Below are 21,144 nucleotides of genomic sequence, written 5' to 3' on the forward strand. Positions count from 1 at the left end.
ATGGCACGTGTGGTGTTGGAGCAGGTAACGAAATCCTTTCAGAATCAAAGCGTGGTCAAAGGATTGGATTTGGTCATTCCAGACGGCTCCTTTACGGTTCTGGTAGGTCCGTCCGGCTGTGGGAAATCAACCACACTCAGGATGATCGCTGGCTTGGAAACAGTGACGGATGGCAAAATCATGATCGGTGATCAAACGGTAAACCAATTGCCACCTGGCAAGCGTGATATTGCGATGGTTTTTCAAAATTACGCCCTCTACCCAACCATGAACGTGTACGACAATATCGCCTATGGCTTGAGAAACCGCGGAACGTCGAAAAAGGAATGTCAGGTTCTGGTAGAGGAGATCGCTGAAATCGTCGGCTTATCCGACTATCTCAAACGCAAGCCTTCTCAGCTCTCTGGTGGTCAACGGCAGCGTGTCGCACTTGCTAGGGCCATGGTGAAAAAGCCAAAGGTCTTTCTGATGGACGAACCGCTCTCCAATCTCGATGCGAAGCTGCGAAATCAGATGCGCGTGGAATTGACCAGCTTACATAAGCAACTCGGCAGCACCTTCATCTACGTGACACATGATCAGGTAGAGGCGATGACCATGGGCGATCAGATCGTTGTCATGAATGACGGTCACATTATGCAAGTAGCGGCCCCGATGGACTTGTATCAGGAGCCGGAAAATCTGTTTGTCGCCCAATTTATCGGTTCTCCGGCGATGAACATTGTTTCAGCGGAGGGCAGGAGTGAGCACGTATGGGGATTCCGCCCGGAAAAAGCAGTGTTGCTGCCTGCTGCTGTCTCTGCCATCACGAGCGAAGAGATGTGGAACGCACGAGGTCAGGTCGTATCCAGGGAAATTCTCGGCTCAGACATGCTCCTTCATGTAGACACGGAAAAAGGCAGGGTCATCGTCAAAGCGGACTCGGAGGTAGCGATGCAGGTCGGCTCCTCGGTCACGGTCACTGTGCCGTGGGAGTACATGTATGTGTTCGAAAAGGGTAGCGGAAAACGAGTGGGTCGCATAAGTGGACGAGAGCCTGTATCGACACGTGCAGGAGGGGATAGCTGATGCGAAAAGCGGCAACTGTACAGGAGTTGCCGGGTGTAAGCCAGTCGAAAACAGAAGTGCGTCCGTCGGCATTTACATGGTCTGAGCTCGCGTCCCGGCTGCGTCCGTACTTGTATCTGGCACCCGCATTGATTTGCTTTGTCTTGTTCTTCTTTTACCCGATTGGCTCGATCATTTATTTGAGCTTTCAGGACTGGTCATTGATCAATCTGGAGCAAATGGAATGGGTCGGTTTGCAAAACTATCAGGACTTGATGCAGGACGGAGATTTTCATCAAGTATTGGGAAATACCGCGGTCTTTACCTTCGCGACAGTAGGGATCGGCCTGACGCTATCCTTCCTGCTCGCACTATGGCTGAACAAAAAGGCAAAGGTGTACGGCATTATTCAGGCGACTGTCTTCAGTCCTCACATCATTTCGCTGGTATCTGTCTCGATGTTGTGGATGTGGCTGATGGACCCGCAGTTTGGTCTGTTGAACGCAGCGTTGGAAGCGGTCGGGTTGCCTGCGTATACGTGGCTGACTGACCCGAAAAGTTCCTTGCTGTCACTCATTATCGTCAGCATTTGGAAAGGTGTCGGCTATAACACACTCATTTTCATCGCAGGACTGCAAAGCATTCCGAGTGATATTTACGAGGCAGCGGCGCTCGATCAATCGCCGTGGTGGCGGACGCTGAGGCGCATTACCATCCCGATGCTGTCGCCGACGATTTTCTTTTTGCTCATTATCAATACGATCTCATCCTTTCAAGCGTTTGACACGATTGCCATTATGACGCAGGGTGGTCCCATCAATAGTACGAACATGCTTGTCTACTACATTTACGAGCAAGGTATGGACTTCTACAATGGCGGGATTGCTTCGGCTGCCTCTGTCATTTTGCTGATCCTGGTAGGGATTTTAACAGCTTTGCATTTTCTGGTGATGTCCAAGCGCGTGCATTATCGCTGATGAACTCGTGAGAAAGGAGGAGCAGCATGTATCGAGTGGTTTTGGCTTCACGCAAGACCGTGGAATGGATTGGGCTTTTGATCGTGGCTTTCCTGTTTGTGTTCCCGTTTCTATGGATGGCCTCGACGGCTTTCAAAACGATGCCAGAGGTCCGACAATTTCCCCCGACGCTATTGCCTGAGACGTGGGAGTGGAGCAACTTCGCCCAAGCGTGGGAATCAGGTCCGTTCCTTATGTATACGTGGAACAGCATTCTGGTTGCGGTAGGGATTTTGATCCTACAATTTTTGACGGCGGTGCCTGCGGCTTACGCTTTTGCCCGCTACAAGTTTCCCGGTCGCAATCTGCTGTTTGGTCTTGTCTTGATTGTCTTGATGATTCCTGGACAAGTCATCTTTTTGCCGATTTACGTGCAATTGAGTGGCTGGGGACTCGTCAACACGCTGTGGTCGCTTATCCTGCCGTACGCTGCCAGTGCTTTCGGAATCTTCCTGCTGCGGCAAGCATTCATGCAGGTGCCCGATGAAGTGATCGAGGCGGCACGTCTGGATAACGCGTCCGAATGGAAGATCATGTGGACGATCATGGTCCCGATGGCAAAACCTGTGCTGGTCACTTTCGGACTATTCAGCTTTATTTACCACTGGAACGACTATTTCTGGCCGCTGATTATGACCAACAGTGACGAGGTGCGTACCTTGCCGATTGGAATATCCAGCTTGCATATGTCCGACGGCGGAACCTTGTGGAACGTCATGATGGCGGGCAACATGATCCTCATTCTACCGATTCTCGTGATTTTCTTCGTGGCACAACGGCATATTATCAAAGCGTTTATCTACCAATCCAAATAAAAAAGATAGCTCTTAGGGAGGAAATCAAACCATGTTTTCAATGAAAAAGACTGGAACGATTCTATGTGCATTGACTATCGGTTTGTCAGGAGTATTGGCTGGATGCGGATCATCTGGAAAAGAACAGTCTGCTAGTACAGGCAGCACTTCTCAGCCTGCAGCGTCTACAGCATCCAGTGGTCCTGTCGAAATTGATTTCTGGTATGCGTTGGGTGGCGTCCGTGGGAAAACCATCGAGGATATGGTCAAAAAATTCAATGAAATACATAAAGATATTATCGTCAAACCAGCCTACCAAGGTGCGTATCAAGAGAACCACTCCAAAGTACTGGCATCTGTAGCAGCGGGCAACAATCCTGATGTTACGATGGTCGAGATCGCTTCTATCGCGGCATTTGCTGATGCGAAGGTTTTGGAAGATTTGACGCCCTACTCGCAAGGGGATGAAAAGAAATACATTCCAGGTCTCATGAAAAACTCTTATTGGAATGACAAACTGTACGCAGTGCCATTTAACCGCTCCACTCCACTGTTGTACATCAACCGCGATATGTTAAAAGAAGCAGGACTTGATTCAAACGGTCCGAAAACATGGGATGAGCTCGTCAGCTTCTCGCAAAAGCTGAGCAAAAAAGAAGGGGACAAAATTACCCGATACGGCTTCTCGACGCCTGTCGATATCTGGTTCTACGAAGCGCTTGTTTTCCAAGGCGGGGGCAACATCCTGAGCGAGAACGGCAAGGAGCTAACCATCAACAACGAAGCAGGAAAAGCACCGCTTGAGCTCTGGTCCAAAATGGTGAAGGAAGGCATTATGAAAAACCCTCCTGGGGAGAACTACAACGCGTGGGATGTAGCGGAGCAAGACTTCTTGAATCAAAAAGTAGGCATGATTTTTACCTCGACAGGTTCCTTGACGGAATTGAAGAAAAATGCCAAATTTGACATGGGTGCAGCCTTTTTGCCAGCCAATAAAACGTCGGGTACGCCAACGGGCGGTGCGAATCTCGTAATGCTGGCGAAGTCGACAGATGCGGAGAAAAAAGCAGCGTGGGAATTCATGAAGTGGATGACCGATACCGAGCAAACGGTTCCTTGGTCGATCGCTTCCGGTTATATGCCTGTCACAACAGAAGCAATCGATTCGGCTGAAATGAAGGCATTCTATGAAAAAGAGCCAAACTTCAAGGTCGCAGTAGATCAGCTGCAATACGGCTATCCTCGTCCAATGGCTCCAGGCTACAAAGAATTGCAGGATGTGATTCAAAAAGAACTCCAGCGTGCTATGCTTGGTCAAGCGACTGTAGATGAAGCGATGCAGGCGGCAACGGAAAAAGGCAGCAAGCTTTTGAAAAAATAACAGAAACGAAACGATAGAGGAGCTGGCGAAATGAACATTTGTATGGCACATCGCGGGTGGTCAGGCAAAGCCCCGGAGAATACAATGACAGCGATTCGACTGGCTTTGGCAGAGCCAGCTATCAAAGGAATGGAAATTGATGTACAGCTGACGCGTGACGGTGTTCCGGTGCTGATTCATGACTTTACGCTGGAACGCACGACCAATGGCCACGGTCTGGTCATGGATCATACCTTGGCAGAGCTGCGAGAGCTGGATGCAGGGAGCTGGTTTGGCGACAAGTTTGCTGGCGAGCGAATCCCTACACTGGAGGAAGTGCTGATCGCAGTAAAAGGTCGTTGCACGCTAAATATCGAGTTGAAGGCAACAAGCGACATGTATCCTGGTATCGCAGAAAAGGTGCTCGCGCTTGTAGAAAAGCATGGAATGAAGCAAGAGGTGTACCTGACTTCATTTGACCACGATTTGATCCGTCACGTTCGCACACTCGATCAAGAAGTGCAGACAGGTCTCATTGTATATGGTCGCCCTGTACTCATGCTGGAACAGATGGAGGCAGCAGGTGCGACGATTCTCTCCATGGGCTATCCGTTCCTGACTCGTGAGCTAGCGGTAGCCGCGATCGAAAAAGGCTTCAAAGTCATCGCGTGGACGCTGGATGATCCGAAGCATATCCGCGAAGTCATTTCGTGGCATCCCCAGGTTCAAATTTGCACGAACCATCCTGACCGGATGTGGGAGTTTGTATAAGCGAGAGCAAGAAAAAGCCGCCGGGCAACATGCAAGGCGGCTTTCCTTGTTTTCATTGTTTGGACTATATCTTGAATTTGCTTACATGAGATTGCAGTTCTTCGGCTATTCTTGCCAGAGAAGTAGCTGATGAATTGACTTCTTCCATAGCTGCCAGCTGTTCTTCTGTGGCGGCCGACACGCTTTGTGTTCCGTCAGCAGAATTCTCCGCTACTTCTTCAATGACACTGACCAATTCTACCACCTGTTTGGTGCCAAAAGACATTTGCTCAGAATAAGCCTTTACTTCTTGAATTTGGCTGGCCACCTGCGTGACAGCATCTTGAATCTGTTCGAAGGACTTGCCTGCATTGTTAACGACCGTAAGTCCAGTAGCGACCTCTTTGGTGCCCTGTTCCATCGAAAGGACAGCCTGGTTTGATTCGAGCTGAATCGTCGTAATCAACAGTTTGATCTGTTGCGCGGATTGCGCGGACTGCTCAGCCAATTTGCGCACTTCGTCTGCCACAACGGCGAATCCGCGCCCCTGTTCACCAGCTCTCGCCGCTTCAATAGCTGCGTTAAGCGCTAACAGATTTGTTTGTTCAGCTATGGCTGTGATGACTTGTACGATTTGTCCGATTTCCTGCGAGCTGTTTCCTAATCGTTTGACGATATCGGCAATGTTGCCGACAGTGTTCTCGATCGATTGCATCTGGCTGATAACGACCTGAAGGGCCTGATTGCCTTCCACTGCAATTTGGGAAGCGCCCAAAGCCGATTCGGCAGCTTGCTGTGCATTCGTGGCAACCTGCTGAGCCCCTGTCGATACGCCTTGAATTGCGTTGACACTTTCCTCTACACTCTTCACTTGCTTTTCCGCACCGTAAGCTACTTCCTGAATCGTTATTGCGATTTGCTCGGTAGCCTTGCTCGTATGATCGGCGTTGACCGACAATTCCTCTGCTGAAGAAGCAAGATCTGAAGCTGTATCATTTACTTGTTGAATAATCGTTCGCAGGTTGAGCACCATTGTGTTTACTGATTGGGATAGCTGTCCAACCTCATCCTTGGTTCGAATTTGCAAGGGTTGTACAGTCAGTTCACCCTCGGAAATGCGGTTAGCCACGGAGGCAACTGCCGCAATAGGGCGTGTGATTTGCCGGGAAACAGCGTATGCGATTGCGATCACGACAGCAACAACAATGATGACAATGATGGTAACCATGGTGGTAACGGATGAAACCGCAGATGTTATGGATTCGACAGGGATATGCAGATACAAACCAAAGTTGGTCTTGGGAATGGGGGAGTAGGTGACAACGTATTCCTTGCCATTGTCCGAGTAGCTGTATGAGCCCTTTTCCGTTTTTCCTGATTTAAGGATTTCCATTAATGGTTGCGGCAGAGCGGATTCCGCAAGCGGTTTTCCGATCAGATCCTGGGTAGGATGGTACTGAATGTTGTCCTTGTTATCAACGAGAATCGGATAACCATCGTTGCCTACTTTCAAATCCTTGAGGAATGTAGATGTGAAGTTATCTACATTGACGAGCCCGGTCAAGACACCAAGCTTCTCATTGTTTTTCGCTTTTACAGGGGAAGCGACGATGATAGAGCGATTACCGGTTGTCTTCGCAACAAGAACATCGGAGAAGCTGGGCTTGTCCTGCATACCGTCTTTGAAGAATTGGCGCTCGCCAAGATTGATTCCAACGCTTTTGGGGAACGTATCAGCCGTTACTTTTCCATCGCTTGCGATAAACGTATTTCCGTCATACAGTTTCATTTCCTCGGTAAACTTGCGGATGAATTCATTTTTTGCCGCTGCATCATCGGATTGAATATCCGAGGTACGGGCTAAAACCTGAATTTCTGTCATACGCCGGTCTAGATATTGATCCATAGCTATGGCTGTACTGGAAGTAAGATCAACATAGGATGATTTTTGTTTATCAATCAGAATGGATGAAAAGCTGTTCGTGATAAACAAAGAAACGGCAATAAGTGGAATGACGGCCACAACGAGAAACCAAAGGATCATTTTGTTCCTGAGTTTGTTGAATAAAAACATAGGTTTTTCCACTCCTAATCCGTGATTGTCTGCCACACGGAAATATAAAAAAGGTAGACCGCTGAGAGTAACTCAGCAGTCTGACAAAATATCAATATCCCATTGCTGCGCCTTCACCGCGAGGGTCGGCACCGCCAAATTTTACATTGGTTTGCGGGTCAATCAGGATTGCGCCGGACTGTCCCATCGTATCGGTATAGGCTGCTTCCAGCTTTTCGACTGGATGCCCACGTTTAATTAACTCGTCCAGGACTTCTTGAGGGATGCGGCTTTCCACCTTGAGATTGTTGGAATCAGATCCCCAGTTGCGTCCATGCAGCCATCTTGGCGCTTCGATTGCGTCTTGCACGCTGAAACCAAAGTCGATGATACGCGTGACGAGAGCGGCTTGCGTTTGCGGCTGTCCTTCTCCCCCTTGTGTTCCGTAGAGAAGATAAGGCTTGTCCCCTTTAAAGAGCATAGCTGGGTTAATTGTGTGGAAGGTGCGTTTTCCTGGTTCCAAGTGATTGATGTGTTTGGGATCCAAAGAGAAATAGCTTCCGCGGTTTTGCAGAAGGATGCCCGTATCTTTCGCTACGATGCCGGAACCCCAGTCAAAATAGTGACTCTGAATGATGGACACTGCATTTCCATCTTTGTCGACGATCCCGAACCAGGTTGTATCGCCTTTTGGATCAAGCGGTTTTACGGATTTGGCGGCTTGTTTCATATCAATGCGCGCAGCTAAATCTTTCCCGTGCTGCTTGGACAACAGATCATCCACAGGGATATCCACAAAGGCAGGGTCAGTCAGCCATTTGTCGCGGTCAGCAAAAGCCTGTTTGGTAGCTTCCACAATCGTGTGATAGTAATCGGGTGTTCCTTCACCCATGCTCTTGATGTCATAGTTATTCAAAACATTAAGAATAGAGAGCGATGCCATGCCTTGGGAGTTAGGTGGAACGTTGTACGCCTTATAACCGCGGTAGTCTACCGAAATTGGATCTGCCCAAGTGGAGGTGTGCTTCTCAAAATCTTTCAACGTGAGCAACCCGCCGTTGGCTTGCATGTCTGCTACGATTTTTTTAGCAACTTCTCCTTTATAAAAACCGTCAGCGCCTTTTTTTGCAATGATTCGCAAAGTATTGGCAAGATCCTTTTGTTTGAGGATGTCGCCTGCTGCATAGGGATCGCCGTTGGGCTTCAGGAATGTTTTACGGAATCCATCAAAACGTTGAAGATTCTTCAGGACATTGTCAGTTGGATCTGTCGCGTATTTCGTCCAATATACTTGGTTGGGGGAGACTGGATATCCGTTCTCGGCGTATCCAATAGCAGGCTCCAGCAGTCTGTTCCATTGAAGCTTACTCTTGCCCATGCTTTTATGGGCGTAGTTGTACGCCTCCCACCAGCCGGAGACGACACCAGGGACAGTGTTTGCCGATTCATAACCGCGGGACGGGATTTTTTCGTAGCCTTTGTTTTTGTAATAGTCGATGGTTGCCTTTTCGCCTGAGCGACCACTGCCGTTTAACGCCTTCAGCTCTTTTGTTTTGGCATTGTAGATGAGCCAGAAGTTATCTCCGCCAATGGTTGTGTAATGAGGATAGACGACAGCTAATGTGGAAGCGGCTGTAATAGCAGCATCTACTGCATTTCCACCGTCCTCCAATGTCTTCAGGGCCGCAGCCGTAGCCAGATAGTGAGGAGTCGTCACCATTGCGTTCGGTGACATCGATGTTGGACGGTTAGCAGCTTGTGCCCCAGAGAATGTTGATAACCCGATGACAGCAGTCAGCGCGACGGTCGAGAGTTTCTTCAAGAATGACATTCCTATGAAACCTCCTTCATGATGAATAGAATAATGATTCATTAAACCGGCTATCCGCTGTTGCCTCACCTCCTTTAAAAGCTAAAAATACACAAACATACAAAAATAGACAAAAATAGACATAATGAGCGCAAAAAAAGACCAATGATATAGGATCATTGGTCTCGTCCTACATCAATACTTCGGTAGCTGGCAAGCGTGTCCGCTGTTGCGGAGGTAGCCCCTATAGCTTTGCGTCGCCGGATTTCCCCGGGTATGCCGTTTCGATATCAATGGATGAAGTAGAAAATTGACACATATACTGATTCGATCGTTGTGGGAGAATGTTCCTAATAAAACTCCGTTTGCCAATAATATAGACTATTTAACATTTGGGGTAAATAAGAAAAATTTTTTTCATCCAGAAAATAAGAAGAATAATATGGGAAAGGTTGTTTTTCGCAGACATTCACACACCTCCTGGGGCTGAACTGCTTATGATAGTAAAAAGGCATTGTAATTGCCAAGGAGTGAAACATCAGCCATGATACATCCCGATACAGAATTGCGCTACAGGAACGCTCAGATCGGGTACGGTGTGTTTGCGACAAAGCTGATTCCCAAAGGAACCATTGTATGGGCACAAGACGATCTGGATCAGGTATTGGACCCGGCATTTGTGGAAAGACTTGACTCATTACGAAAACAGGACGTACAAAAATATTCATTCAAGAACCAGTTCGGAAAGTACATTCTTTGTTGGGATAAGGCAAGGTACGTGAACCACAGCTTTCACGCGAATTGTGTGCCTACCATGTATGATCTGGAATTGGCTGCACGGGATATTTTGCCGGGTGAAGAGCTGACTGATGATTATGGGACGTTGAATCTGGATGAACCTTTTGATTGTTTGCCAGAGTCCGACACAGACCGCTCCAGGGTGATGCCTGATGACTTGCTTCGATATTATCCACAGTGGGATCGAATTGCAGTGGAAGCATTCCAACGTTTCAATCATGTTGAACAGCCCTTGCTGCATCTGATTTCCCCAAAGCATCTCGAAACGATTCGAGGGATCACAGAACAGCGCTTAGCGATTGATTCTGTCATTCATCTGTATTGCAGGCCACAATGGCAAACGAGGCAGCAATGGAAGACGTGAGCGGGTCGGTCAACGACCCGATTTTGTTGAACTCTGGGTAGAGAATCAGTATTATGGAATGTAAAGGTGAAGTGAAAGGTTGATTTCATTGGAAAACAAGGTAGCGGCATCCAATTTTATCCGCAATATCATGATTGATGACTTGCAAGAGGGCAAAGTAAAGGAAATCATTACCCGCTTTCCCCCAGAACCGAACGGGTATCTTCATATTGGACATGCGAAAGCGATCTGCCTCAACTTTGAGTTGGCACGGGAATTTTCCGGCAAGGCCAACCTGCGTTTTGACGATACCAACCCAGTGAAGGAAGACATCGAATACGTAGAAGCAATCAAGCGGGACGTTCAATGGCTTGGCTTCGAATGGGACGGGCTGTTTTTTGCATCTGATTACTTTGAAGAGATGTACAACCGTGCGGTGCTGTTGATTAAAAAAGGTCTGGCTTACGTAGACGATCTGTCTGCCGAAGACATGCGTAAAATGCGTGGAACATGGACAGAGCCAGGTACAGATAGTCCGTTCCGCAGCCGATCTGTGGAGGAAAACCTGGACCTGCTTGCACGGATGCGCCAAGGAGAATTCAAGGACGGGGAAAAGGTGCTGCGTGCGAAAATCGATATGGCCTCTCAGAACTTCAACATGCGTGATCCAGTTCTGTATCGGATATCCCATGCAACGCATCACAACACGGGCGACAAATGGTGCATCTATCCGATGTACGACTTCGCTCATCCGCTGGAGGATGCGATTGAGGGCGTGACACACTCCCTGTGCTCACTGGAATTCGAGGATCATCGTCCGTTGTACGACTGGGTAGTCCGCGAGTGCGAAATGGAGAATGTACCACGCCAGTACGAATTCGCCCGCTTGAACCTGACCAACACCGTTATGAGTAAACGCAAGCTGAAACAGCTCGTCGATGAGAATGTCGTAGACGGCTGGGATGACCCGCGCATGCCAACCATCGCAGGCTTCCGTCGTCGCGGCTATACACCGGAAGCGATTCGTACATTCGCTCGTGAGGTAGGGGTAGCGCGCGCCAACAGCACGGTTGACGAGAAAATGCTGGAGTATTTCATCCGTGAGGACCTGAAGCTGAAGGCACCACGTACGATGGCTGTTTTGAATCCGTTGAAGGTCGTCATCACGAACTATCCAGAAGGACAAGTCGAGATGCTTGAAGCGGAAATCAATCCAGAGAACCCGGAAATGGGCAATCGTCAAATTCCATTCTCACGCGAAATCTACATCGAGCAGGACGACTTCATGGAAAACCCTCCGAGCAAGTATTTCCGCCTGTTCCCGGGAAATGAAGTGCGTCTGAAGCACGCGTATTTCATCAAATGCAATGACGTCGTGAAGGATGCGGACGGCAACGTGATCGAGCTGCACTGCACATATGATGTTGAGACCAAGAGTGGCAGCGGTTTTACAGGTCGCAAGGTAAAAGGTACGATTCACTGGGTGGATGCGACCAACGCAGTTCCAGCTGAATTCCGTTTGTATGAGCCATTGATTATGGATGATGAAGATGCGGAGGGTACTTTCCTCGACAACATCAACCCAAATTCGTTGGAAGTCGTGCAAGGATATGTGGAGCCAAATATGAAAGAAACCAAGCCACAAGACAAGTATCAATTTTTCCGTCATGGCTATTTCAATGTCGATCCAAAGCATACGACAGATGATAAGCTCGTATTCAACCGGATTGTATCGTTGAAGAGTTCCTTTGAACTGCCAAAAGCATAGGAAATACTCACATAAATCAAGCGCTGTTGTGCATGGAGAACCCGTGTGCAGCAGTGCTTTTTTCTTTCGTCATTATAAATTGGCGTGTATAATTATTCTGTTACAAAAAGGGGGACGAGTAGTGAACGGGAGAGCAGAACTTACACGTAGTTTGAAGTTGCGGCATATTGTCGTAATTGGACTGGGCTACATGGCCCCAATGGCCGTTTTTGACACCTTTGGCATTGTTTCTGGAGAAACGGGGGGGCACGTTCCTGCTGCTTATGCAGTCACACTTCTGGCGATCCTGTTTACGGCGGCAAGCTACGGAAAGATGGTACGGCTATTCCCTTCAGCAGGAACTGCGTATACGTATACGCAGCAAACGATTCATCCCTATGCAGGATTTTTGGTAGGCTGGGCGTCCTTGCTGGATTATTTGTTTTTACCGATGATTAACGCCTTGTTGACGGGGGTATACCTATCGTCTGTGTTTCCTGACGTGTCGACGGCGTGGTGGATTATTGGCTTCATTGTTTTGGTGACAGGGCTAAACGTATTTCGCGTAACGGTGACCGCATCCGTCAACTCGCTTCTGGTGCTGTTTCAAGTCGTGGTCGTCGTGTTGTTTGCGGGATTGGCAATCCGCGGTCTTATGCAAGGCGATGGGCTTGGACAAGTATTCAACCTTCGTCCATTTTTGTCACCGGACATGTCTGTAATTGCACTGCTTTCCGGTGCGTCGATTCTTTGCTTTTCCTTCCTTGGCTTTGATGCAGTAACCACGCTTACAGAAGAAACCGTCGATGCGAAAAAGACGATTCCTCGCGGGATTATGCTCGTGGCACTTGCAGGGGGAGCGTTATTTATTACGGCCTCTTATTTCATGCAATCATTATTTCCAGATGTTTCGGTATTGTCTGATCCAGAAGCGGCCTCTGCGGAGATTGCTCTGTTTATCGGAGGGACGATCTTTCAATTGGTGTTTTTGGCGGCAGCTTTGTCTTCGACACTGGCGTCCGGGCTCGTATCCGTCACGAGTGTCACGCGCTTGCTGTACGCAATGGGACGGGATGGATTTTTGCCGCGACGTTGGTTCGGTTATGTACATCCGAAGCTGAGAACACCTTTGCTTAACGTCTTACTGGTTGGAGCATTGATGCTGTTCGCTTTGTACATGGATTTGTTAACGGCAACTTCCTTTATTAACTTTGGCGCGCTGATCGCCTTTAGTTTTGTGAACATCAGCGTAATGGCGTACTATTTCCGCAAACAAAAGAACAAGCATATTAAGGACTGGTGGGGCTTCGTGCTGTCGCCGTTCATCGGGACGATGTTCATTGCCTTCCTATGGGTCAACCTGGAAGCAACGTCCATGATGCTCGGCTTGCTGTGGAGCTTTATCGGACTGATTTATTTGTTGTATTTGGTGAAAATCAAGAAAAGCAATTTGGAAATGATGAAGTTTGAGGAGTAGAGTCGCTGTAGTGGAGAAGAAGTGCACTTCTTCTTACGTGGCTTTGATAACAATATTTGAAGGTGAATTCGGAGGGGGAGAATAGTGATTCTCTCTCTTTTTTTATTCATTTTGTTTTTTCCCCAATCAAAGCAGGAGAACAGCAAGCAGCTTCGCAGAGGAAACAGGAGAAATAAGCGAAGATCTTAGGGACACCGACCGAGACGGAATGCAAAAAGCGAAACACGCCCTTAAGCGTCCACCTCTGAGATACATCCTGATTGGACCACTTTGGACGCGGTTTCGCTTTTTGCATGGAGTCGTGCAGTCAATCCCCCAGGGGGTGGCCCTAGAAGCTGAGCGTTTTCTCCTGTTTCCTCCCCACCACTACAGCCAGATCAAAGTGTTCCCCCATCCCCTGCTAGACGTTCTAGAGAAGAGAGAGTAAACTGGCTACAGGAATATTCCAAACATTAACACTTGACACAAGGAGGGGTTATTCTTATGCTTTCGAATCTGTTCCGGCGGAAGTGGACAACAGTAGATTACGTCCTGATTGTCGTCACCGCCGCGCTCTACGCTGTTGCTATTATTATGCTTGCCAATATCAAGCTCATTCCATCCGTACCAATCCGTCCGGCCAATGCCCTTCAGCCTGTATTTGGCATGTTATTCGGCTTACCGGGATGCATAGGCCTTGCCTTTGGAAATATGGTAAGTGATTTGTTAACCGGAAGCGCACCGCCTCATGCGATCGCAGTCGGTTTCTTTTCTAATTTTATGGGGGGCTTTATCGGGCTGCTTGCTGTGAGTCACCCTGCCCTGAAAACAAAACGAAGCGTTCTTCAATACATTGTGTTTGTCGTTTTCATTAGCTCAGCAGTAGTAGCATGCGGGATTCTCGTTAATTTTGCACTGGGCTTGACTCCGAAAGAGGTAGTTGCTGTATTCATCCCGACGGTGTTCTTGAACCAAGCGATATCAACAGCGATTCTAGGGCCAATCATCTTGAAGCTGTTGTACCCATTCGTGAAGCGCTCTGGACTATACCGGGGCCGTCCCTTGCAGGATTACAACTATCTCGGGAATGAAAGCAGGCTCGCAAGGTGAAAACAGAACCATTGCTGCGAGTAAGCGGAGTCTATTGGCACTATGAAGAGGGAGCACAGCCAGCGCTAGCGGACATTCATCTGGCGCTTTATCCAGGGGAAGTGGTCGGAGTTGTCGGGCCTGCTGCCGCAGGGAAAACAACCCTGCTGTTAACGATGTCAGGCCTGATTCCATCTAACTACGGTGGACATTTCGTGGGGAGCGTTGAGTCCAACAGCGAGCAGGGTATCGTCTTTCAGGACCCGGAAACCCAGTTCATAGGGCTGACAGTTGAGGAGGAGCTAGCCTTCTCGCTTGAGAATGCCGGGTGGTCGGATGAACGCATTGAACAACGTATGGTAGAGGTGCTGGACCTGATCGGATTGAACGGTTTTACTGATCGTTCACCTCTTGAGCTGTCGGGAGGAGAAAAGCAGCGAGTAGCGATTGCATCTGCTCTCTCCCACAGTCCAGAGTTACTCATTTTGGATGAGCCTACTTCTGAGCTGGACCCGGTGGGAGCGCGGGAGGTCTTCTCTCTTCTTTCACGACTCAAGCAGGAAAAAGACATGACGATTGTCGTATCGTCCCATGCGACAGAAGAGCTCGCTGCCTTTTGCGACCGAATGATTCTGATTGCAGAGGGGAAAATCATTTTGGACCTGCCGACTCGCCAATTTTTTGCCCAAGTGGACGTGTTGGACGAGCATGGCATATTGGTCCCAGATGTCATCCGGTTTTATCACATGCTATGCCAGGAAGGCGTCATGTCGGCGTCCTCTGCTGGGGTGCCTCTGACTGTTGAGGAGCTGGCACTCCTCTACAAGGAAGCGCGGCTTGTTCGGGAGGGAAGTCTGTGAGTGTCGTCATTGATTTCAATGATGTCTGGTATGGCTATGAAAAGGAAAAGCCCGTGCTGCATGGCGTTTCGCTCCAAATCAAACAGGGAGAATTCGTCGCCATCATCGGGGGAAACGGTTCCGGAAAAACGACGTTGGCCAAGCATTGTAACGGTCTATACAAGCCGACACAAGGTACCGTCAAAGTGAGTGGTCTCGATACCAAGACGATGAACGTTGCCCAACTATCGAGAATCGTGGCGTATTGCTATCAAAATCCTGATCATCAAATCTTTCATTCGACCGCAAAGGCGGAGGTAGCATTTGGCCCCAAAAACATGGGCTGGCCGCCTGAAAAAATAGAGCAAGCTGTCGCGGAGGCGTTGGAAGCAGTGGGGTTATCCGACAAGGGTGACGAAGAGCCCCATTTTTCGAGCAAAGGCACGCGGCAAAAGATTGCGGTGGCTTCGATCCTGGCGATGAAGCCGCAAGTGATCGTGTTGGACGAACCAACGACCGGTCTCGATTACCGAGGCATGCAAGAAATGATGGAGTTGGTGCGGCAGTTGCAAGCGGAAGGTCATACGATCATCGTCATCACGCATGATATGCGGCTGGTAGCGGAGTACGCCCAGCGAGTGATCGTTATGCATAAAGGAAAGCTGCTATGCGACGGGGACCCACAGCACGTATTTTCGCAGCCACAAGTATTAGCAGCTGCCCAGGTAGAAGCGCCTGCCATTTATCGTTTCGGGAAGGCTGTGCAGGTCGATGATCCGATTCCACTCACGCTGACAGCGATGAAAAAACAGCTGCTGGGAGAGGGGAACTAAGATGAAAAATGCCCATCCGAGCTACACGCTGCTTGTATTTATGCTACTGGGCTTGCTCCCTTTTTTATTCCAGGACCCGCGTGCGCTTATCATTCTGTTGGCGATAAACATCGCGTTGATTGCCAAGCTGGGCTGGGAGCGCTCCATGATTAAGGCGTATGTATTGGTTGGTGGAATCGGTTCGTGCTTTGCTGTGATTACGTGGCTACCGTTTACCAATGTAGGCACTCCGTACTGGAGTAGCACAATTCCTTTGATTCACTATCCCGTGCAAATTACTGATGTCGGTGTCTTATGGGCATTGGGCATGGGACTACGACTGGCAAATGTAGCGTTATTGTCGATGTACTATTTGTTTTCGACAACGCCCAGAGAAATAGCAATGGGACTTCGCGGGATTGGCGTTCCGTTTTCGATAAGCTATTTGCTCTCGCTCATTTTTCGATTTATCCCACTCGTCAAAAATGATTTGGCGATCATTCGGGAGGCACAGATGGTACGGGGGATGTCGACGAGTGAAGGGAACATGCCAGAGCGCATCAGGAAGTACAGCTACTTGCTCGTACCGCTCATATTCAACTCACTCAAGCGCGTGCAATTGATCGCCAATGCATTGGATGCCAAAGGCTTTCGCATGCGAAATAGTCAGCACCGGTTTTACCGCAGTAAGCGATGGAAAAAAACAGAAGTCATCAAACTAGTGGCTGGTGTATGTATCGTCGTTGCACTATTTTACATCGCCAGGCTACATCCAGATCATATTGGCGTGCTGATTCCGGGGCGTATTTAGTAAGGAGGCGAGCAAAATGGACGAAGCATTGTTTTCGCATGTCAATCGTTTACAGGTAGAAGGGGGCACGCTGGAGTACGGCGTAACAGGAAAGTCACGTGCACCCGCACTTCTGCTTTTACATGGCATTCGCACTACCAAGCTACTGTTTGCGCCCATTTTGCCAGCATTGACAGAGCGATATCGGGTGATTGCGGTAGATATTCGTGGTCACGGTAATTCTGAGAGCCAGGATAACTCCTATTCGTTTGAGCAGATCGTAACGGACTTGATTCAACTCTTGGAGAAAGAACAGCTCGAACAAGTGACGATTGTCGCAGCGTCTTTTTCTGCTGTGCCTGCCCAGATGCTTGCGATTCGCGAGCCCAAGCGTGTAGCTTCGCTCGTTTTGCTGGATGGAGGCTATTATTCCTTGGGAGAAGTGCCGGGATTCAATAGGGAGAAGGCTGTCGAGCGGCTGGCTGCCACGCGATTTTCTTCCGTGGAGGAAGCGGAAAGGCAGTTCGCAGAGCGGTATAGTACGAGAGTGATGCCAGAGGGCTGGATGCGAGAGGAGCTTTTGAAAAGGGAAGACGGCAGCTACGCGTATCGTTTGCCGAGGGAAGCGTTCTCTGCTTATTTCCAAGAGTACAGCGTCCATAGCCAACCGGAATTGTTCAAACAGCTGACATGCCCCGTGCTTTTACTGCTGGCTGACGACAGCTTGTTGTCAAAAGAAGAGCAGCAGTTTCATCGCCAGGCAGTCGCCCATTATCAGGGGATTGTGAAGCAGGCCAAGGTGAAAATGATACCGGAAGCACAACATTTGCTGATGGTGACGCATCCGCAAGAGACAGTGAACGCCATCCATGATTTTTTATCGAAATAAGGAAGGGACAAGCGAAAATGCTTGTCCCTTTTTCTTTTGTTTACCGCTTTGCTTCGCTCATAAGCACGCTCAGCTGTTCTGCCATGGCTTGCTTATTCTTTTGATCCTTCATTTGCTTTTTAACCGTTTCTAGCGCTTTGATGCCTTTTTTTGAACTCACGACCTTCACGGTTGTATCCGCTCCGTAGATGCGCTCGATTTGGGCGCGTGCTTGTGCGAATGTGTTTTGATGATCGCTCGTCCCCAATGTCCCTGCGGTTCCGCTCCCTGATTTTGTACGGGCAGCATCATGCCCTCGACTGGAGCTACCGGAGTAATTGCTGATGAGATGGGACTGCATCGGGTCCATTTGATTGATCGATTGTGCATTGGCAGTAGAAGGGGCCAAGTAGATAGCATCATTTACGATCAATGCCTGAACGCCGTGAACGCCCGCCGCCTTCAGTTGGGCTTCCAGCTTTGTAGAAGGACCACCCGTATGAAGGTGTGAGCTGCCCATGGAGCTGTAAAGAGCATTGCCCATTCCGCTATTCGTATGGCCTTGCGCGTTTGTCGTGAATTTCTTATCACGATCCACGCTTGGAATAACAGTTGCGCCTTTGGGCGTCTGCACGGTGGACTGTGTGTGTGCTGGCGGATGCGGCTTCGTAGGCGGAGCAGCCTGATTCATACAAGCTGTCATTAGAAGTACAGCCCCTAACCCTGCGGTTCCTACCCATGTATGGAAGTGCTTCATCACGATCCCTCCAAGTCTTCCTACCTAGATAAACTTATCCTTTGTTCGCGGCATGAAGTTATGAGTGGAGCATGTTGGAAAAAATTCCGGTGATCACGAGTATCTTGGGGAAAAAATGCACAAACCAAAGAAAGGAAATCACTGGAGGTGGTAGATTTGGCAGATTCAAACAATGTGAACGAGCAGCCAGTATCCCGAAGGAACTTCTTGAAAAACTCCGGCTTGGTGCTCGGTGGCTTGGTCGTGGGTGGCGTAGCAGGGAGCTTGCTCCGCAAACCGGAACCTCCGACGCCGCCAGCAGCACCGCCCCCTGCTGCCGATTACAACCAGGCGCTCATGTTTTTTACCCCTGAGCAATTTAAGGTGGCGGATGCCGCCTGTGAGCGCATTTTTCCTGAGGATGAGCTGGGCCCTGGCGCCAAGGCACTCGGCGCAGCTTATTTCATTGACCATCAGCTAGCAGGTGATTGGGGCTTTAACGCGCGTGAATACATGCAAGCGCCCTTTTTTCCGGGTGAGATTACACAGGGCTATCAAGGTCGGTTGAAACGAAGGGAAATATTCGATATCGGTCTTCAAGAGATGAACAACTACAGCAACAGTACCCATGGAAAACGGTTTTATGAACTTCCCGCGGAACAGCAGGACGCTGTTTTAAAGGCTTTTGAAACCGATGAAGTAAAATTGACGACCATTTCGGCGAGTACTTTTTTCAATATGCTGCGGGCCAGTACGATCGAAGGTGTTTACGCAGACCCTCTGTACGGAGGCAATAAAAATATGGCTGGCTGGAAAATGAAGAATTTCCCAGGTAATCAGATGGCGTATACACAGCTGATTGATAAGCCTGAGTTTGTAAAGATGGCTCCCTTAAGTCTGCGGGATCATCAACAACATTGAGGGGGGACTGTACATATGGCCAAAAAGCTGCCCAAGGTTGACGTCGTGATCGTGGGGGTGGGCTGGGGTGGAGGTATTATTGCTTCCGAGCTTACCAAGCAAGGTCTGACGGTAGTGGGATTAGAGCGAGGCAAGGAGCGCAAAACCGAAGATTACTTCATGGTACACGACGAATTGCGTTACGCTCTTCGTTACGAGATGATGCAAGATTTGTCCAAGGAAACGATTACGTTTCGCAGTCAAATGAACGTTCGCGCGCTTCCCATGCGGTCATACGGTTCCTTTTTGATCGGGACAGGACTCGGGGGAGCTGGTATCCACTGGAACGGACAGACCTTCCGCTTCCTGCCGTATGATTTCGAAATCCGCTCCAAGACGATTGAACGGTATGGGGCAAAGAAAATTCCAGAGGGGATGACGATCCAGGATTGGGGCATTACCTACGATCAACTGGAGCCGTACTTCGATAAGTTTGAAAAGATGGCGGGAATCGCAGGCGAGGAGAATCCGTTGGGGGGAAAACGCTCCAGTCCTTATCCGATACCTCCGATGCGTACGACACCGAGTATGAAAATGTTTGGGGATGCGGCGAAAAAGAAAAACCTGCATCCATACATCCTTCCATCAGCAAATCTCTCGCAGGCGTATACCAATCCAGACGGGGTGGCTCGGGCAGCTTGTCAGTACTGCGGCTTCTGTGAAAGGTTTGGTTGCGAGTACGGAGCAAAAGCCGATCCAGTGGTGACGGTGATCCCGGTAGCGAAGAAGACTGGGAAGTTTGAAATTCGCACGCATTCCCATGTCCGCAGAATTTTACATGCAGGGAACAAGGCGACAGGCGTCTTGTATACGGATGTCACGACAGGGGAGGAATTCGAACAGCCCGCCGATATTGTGGTGATGACCAGCTATGTATTCAACAACGCGCGAATCCTGCTCATGTCCAAGCTGGGGAAACCGTATGATCCAGCTACAGGAAAAGGCGTAATCGGTAAAAACTACGCCTACCAGGTCATGAGAGGAGGCGCAGTCGGCTTCTTCGACGACAAGGAGTTTAACAATTTTGCAGGCGCAGGCTCGTTGGGAATGTGTTTGGATGACTACAATGGTGATAACTTCGATCACTCCGATTTGAAATTTATCCATGGGGCGAATATCGCTGTCACACAAACCGGCTTCCGACCAATCGGGACGAACAAGGTGCCACCGGGAACGCCTAGCTGGGGCAAGGATTTCAAGGGTGCATCGATCAAATATACGAATCGGTTCATATCCGTAGGCGCACAAGGAGCCTCCATGCCATTTCGACAGCACTTCCTTGATCTTGACCCGACGTACAAGGACGCATTTGGCGATCCGTTGATGCGCATTACGTATGATTTCGTCGATCAGGACAGGGAGCTGGCGGCTTTTTGTGCAGATAAGTGCGCGGAGATTGTGAAAGAAATGGGAGCGAACGAAAAGCTCGAAATCAACCGCAAGCTCGGACCCTACGATATCACACCATACCAATCGACGCATAATACAGGTGGCGTCATCATGGGAGCCTCTCCAGAAACCTCAGCAGTTAACAACTACTTGCAGATGTGGGATGCGGAAAACGTATTTGTCGTCGGAGCTTCTGCCTTTGCGCACAATAGCGGCTACAATCCAACCGGAACGATGGGTGCTCTCTCCTATCGAGCGGCAGAAGGCATTTTGAAATACAGGAAAAGCGCGGGCGGCATGCTTGTATAAGATGTTTTTCTAGTTATGCAAAACACAATTGCAACTATGCGAAAAGTCGTTGGGGCAACTAACGGCTTTTTCTCGTGGATCTGAAAAAGTCCATTTGCATGTTTGCGAATGTCTGCGTGTACAAAACGGGAAGAGCGCTGGAATGATGCGGTTTCTCATGTTGGCATGCTCCTTGCTA

General features: G+C 49.1%; 18 protein-coding genes and 1 riboswitch. Of the genes, 15 read left to right on the plus strand and 3 right to left on the minus strand.

Annotated elements, in window-relative coordinates; genetic code table 11:
- From C7R93_RS15340 to C7R93_RS15360, 5 genes are read left to right on the plus strand one after another with little or no spacing between them, the layout of a single operon-like run.
- Nucleotides 1-1,068 (plus strand): ABC transporter ATP-binding protein, encoded by a 1,068-nt coding sequence (locus C7R93_RS15340; RefSeq protein ID WP_106839625.1) that lies wholly within the window; start codon nucleotides 1-3, stop codon nucleotides 1,066-1,068.
- Nucleotides 1,068-2,024: a carbohydrate ABC transporter permease gene (locus C7R93_RS15345; protein WP_106839626.1), complete on the plus strand. Its 957-nt coding sequence runs from the start codon at nucleotides 1,068-1,070 to the stop codon at nucleotides 2,022-2,024. The genes C7R93_RS15340 and C7R93_RS15345 overlap by 1 nt, the downstream gene beginning before the upstream one ends.
- A 26-nt stretch (nucleotides 2,025-2,050) precedes the next feature.
- Nucleotides 2,051-2,878: a carbohydrate ABC transporter permease gene (locus tag C7R93_RS15350; RefSeq protein WP_007720517.1), complete on the plus strand. Its 828-nt coding sequence runs from the start codon at nucleotides 2,051-2,053 to the stop codon at nucleotides 2,876-2,878.
- A gap of 31 nt (nucleotides 2,879-2,909) precedes the next feature.
- Entirely contained in the window at nucleotides 2,910-4,238 is a 1,329-nt protein-coding gene (locus C7R93_RS15355) for an ABC transporter substrate-binding protein (protein WP_106839627.1), read from the plus strand.
- A 30-nt stretch (nucleotides 4,239-4,268) separates the two neighbouring features.
- Complete coding sequence (locus C7R93_RS15360) at nucleotides 4,269-4,988, plus strand: glycerophosphodiester phosphodiesterase (protein WP_106839628.1); 720 nt, start codon at nucleotides 4,269-4,271, stop codon at nucleotides 4,986-4,988.
- Between the two features lie 64 nt (nucleotides 4,989-5,052).
- Here C7R93_RS15360 and C7R93_RS15365 read toward each other — a convergent pair whose 3' ends face one another.
- Nucleotides 5,053-7,041, minus strand: coding sequence for a methyl-accepting chemotaxis protein (locus tag C7R93_RS15365; protein WP_106839629.1), 1,989 nt, complete (start codon nucleotides 7,039-7,041; stop codon nucleotides 5,053-5,055).
- A gap of 91 nt (nucleotides 7,042-7,132) precedes the next feature.
- Entirely contained in the window at nucleotides 7,133-8,851 is a 1,719-nt protein-coding gene (gene ggt / locus C7R93_RS15370) for a gamma-glutamyltransferase (RefSeq protein ID WP_106839630.1), read from the minus strand.
- 181 nt (nucleotides 8,852-9,032) lie between these two features.
- Nucleotides 9,033-9,121, minus strand: a riboswitch (cyclic di-GMP riboswitch).
- 253 nt (nucleotides 9,122-9,374) lie between these two features.
- Between ggt and C7R93_RS15375 the strand changes: the two genes are divergently transcribed.
- The 8 genes from C7R93_RS15375 to C7R93_RS15415 all read left to right on the plus strand — a co-directional run bounded on the left by C7R93_RS15375 (nucleotide 9,375) and on the right by C7R93_RS15415 (nucleotide 17,593).
- Nucleotides 9,375-9,992 (plus strand): SET domain-containing protein, encoded by a 618-nt coding sequence (locus tag C7R93_RS15375; protein ID WP_106839631.1) that lies wholly within the window; start codon nucleotides 9,375-9,377, stop codon nucleotides 9,990-9,992.
- A 79-nt stretch (nucleotides 9,993-10,071) separates the two neighbouring features.
- Nucleotides 10,072-11,739 carry a glutamine--tRNA ligase/YqeY domain fusion protein gene (locus C7R93_RS15380; protein WP_106839632.1) on the plus strand — a complete coding sequence of 556 codons (1,668 nt, stop codon included), beginning with the start codon at nucleotides 10,072-10,074 and terminating at the stop codon, nucleotides 11,737-11,739.
- Nucleotides 11,740-11,860: 121 nt separating this feature from the next.
- Nucleotides 11,861-13,195, plus strand: a complete 1,335-nt coding sequence (locus tag C7R93_RS15385; protein WP_106839633.1) for an APC family permease — start codon at nucleotides 11,861-11,863, stop codon at nucleotides 13,193-13,195.
- Between the two features lie 483 nt (nucleotides 13,196-13,678).
- A complete protein-coding gene (locus C7R93_RS15395) occupies nucleotides 13,679-14,284 on the plus strand; it encodes a QueT transporter family protein (RefSeq protein ID WP_106839635.1) in 606 nt (201 codons plus the stop codon).
- Nucleotides 14,281-15,123 (plus strand): energy-coupling factor ABC transporter ATP-binding protein, encoded by an 843-nt coding sequence (locus C7R93_RS31215; RefSeq protein ID WP_106839636.1) that lies wholly within the window; start codon nucleotides 14,281-14,283, stop codon nucleotides 15,121-15,123. Before C7R93_RS15395 ends, C7R93_RS31215 begins: the two co-directional genes overlap by 4 nt.
- Nucleotides 15,120-15,935, plus strand: a complete 816-nt coding sequence (locus tag C7R93_RS15405) for an energy-coupling factor ABC transporter ATP-binding protein (RefSeq protein ID WP_106839637.1) — start codon at nucleotides 15,120-15,122, stop codon at nucleotides 15,933-15,935. The genes C7R93_RS31215 and C7R93_RS15405 overlap by 4 nt, the downstream gene beginning before the upstream one ends.
- 1 nt (nucleotide 15,936) lies before the next feature.
- On the plus strand, nucleotides 15,937-16,725 hold the full coding sequence (locus tag C7R93_RS15410) for an energy-coupling factor transporter transmembrane component T (protein WP_106839638.1): 789 nt from the start codon (nucleotides 15,937-15,939) through the stop codon (nucleotides 16,723-16,725).
- Nucleotides 16,726-16,741: 16 nt separating this feature from the next.
- Complete coding sequence (locus tag C7R93_RS15415) at nucleotides 16,742-17,593, plus strand: alpha/beta fold hydrolase (protein ID WP_106839639.1); 852 nt, start codon at nucleotides 16,742-16,744, stop codon at nucleotides 17,591-17,593.
- Between the two features lie 40 nt (nucleotides 17,594-17,633).
- Here the strand turns inward: C7R93_RS15415 and C7R93_RS15420 are convergent, their stop codons facing one another.
- Nucleotides 17,634-18,329, minus strand: a complete 696-nt coding sequence (locus C7R93_RS15420; protein WP_106839640.1) for a hypothetical protein — start codon at nucleotides 18,327-18,329, stop codon at nucleotides 17,634-17,636.
- Between the two features lie 156 nt (nucleotides 18,330-18,485).
- Here C7R93_RS15420 and C7R93_RS15425 point away from each other — a divergent pair, with 156 nt between their 5' ends.
- The gene (locus tag C7R93_RS15425; RefSeq protein WP_208637826.1) at nucleotides 18,486-19,229 is read left to right on the plus strand and encodes a gluconate 2-dehydrogenase subunit 3 family protein; all 744 of its coding nucleotides are present in this window, start codon (nucleotides 18,486-18,488) and stop codon (nucleotides 19,227-19,229) included.
- Nucleotides 19,230-19,244: 15 nt separating this feature from the next.
- Nucleotides 19,245-20,966: a GMC family oxidoreductase gene (locus C7R93_RS15430; RefSeq protein WP_106839642.1), complete on the plus strand. Its 1,722-nt coding sequence runs from the start codon at nucleotides 19,245-19,247 to the stop codon at nucleotides 20,964-20,966.
- Nucleotides 20,967-21,144: the final 178 nt, after the last annotated feature.

The organism is Brevibacillus fortis (genome assembly GCF_003013395.1).
In the GTDB taxonomy this organism is placed as follows: domain Bacteria; phylum Bacillota; class Bacilli; order Brevibacillales; family Brevibacillaceae; genus Brevibacillus; species Brevibacillus fortis.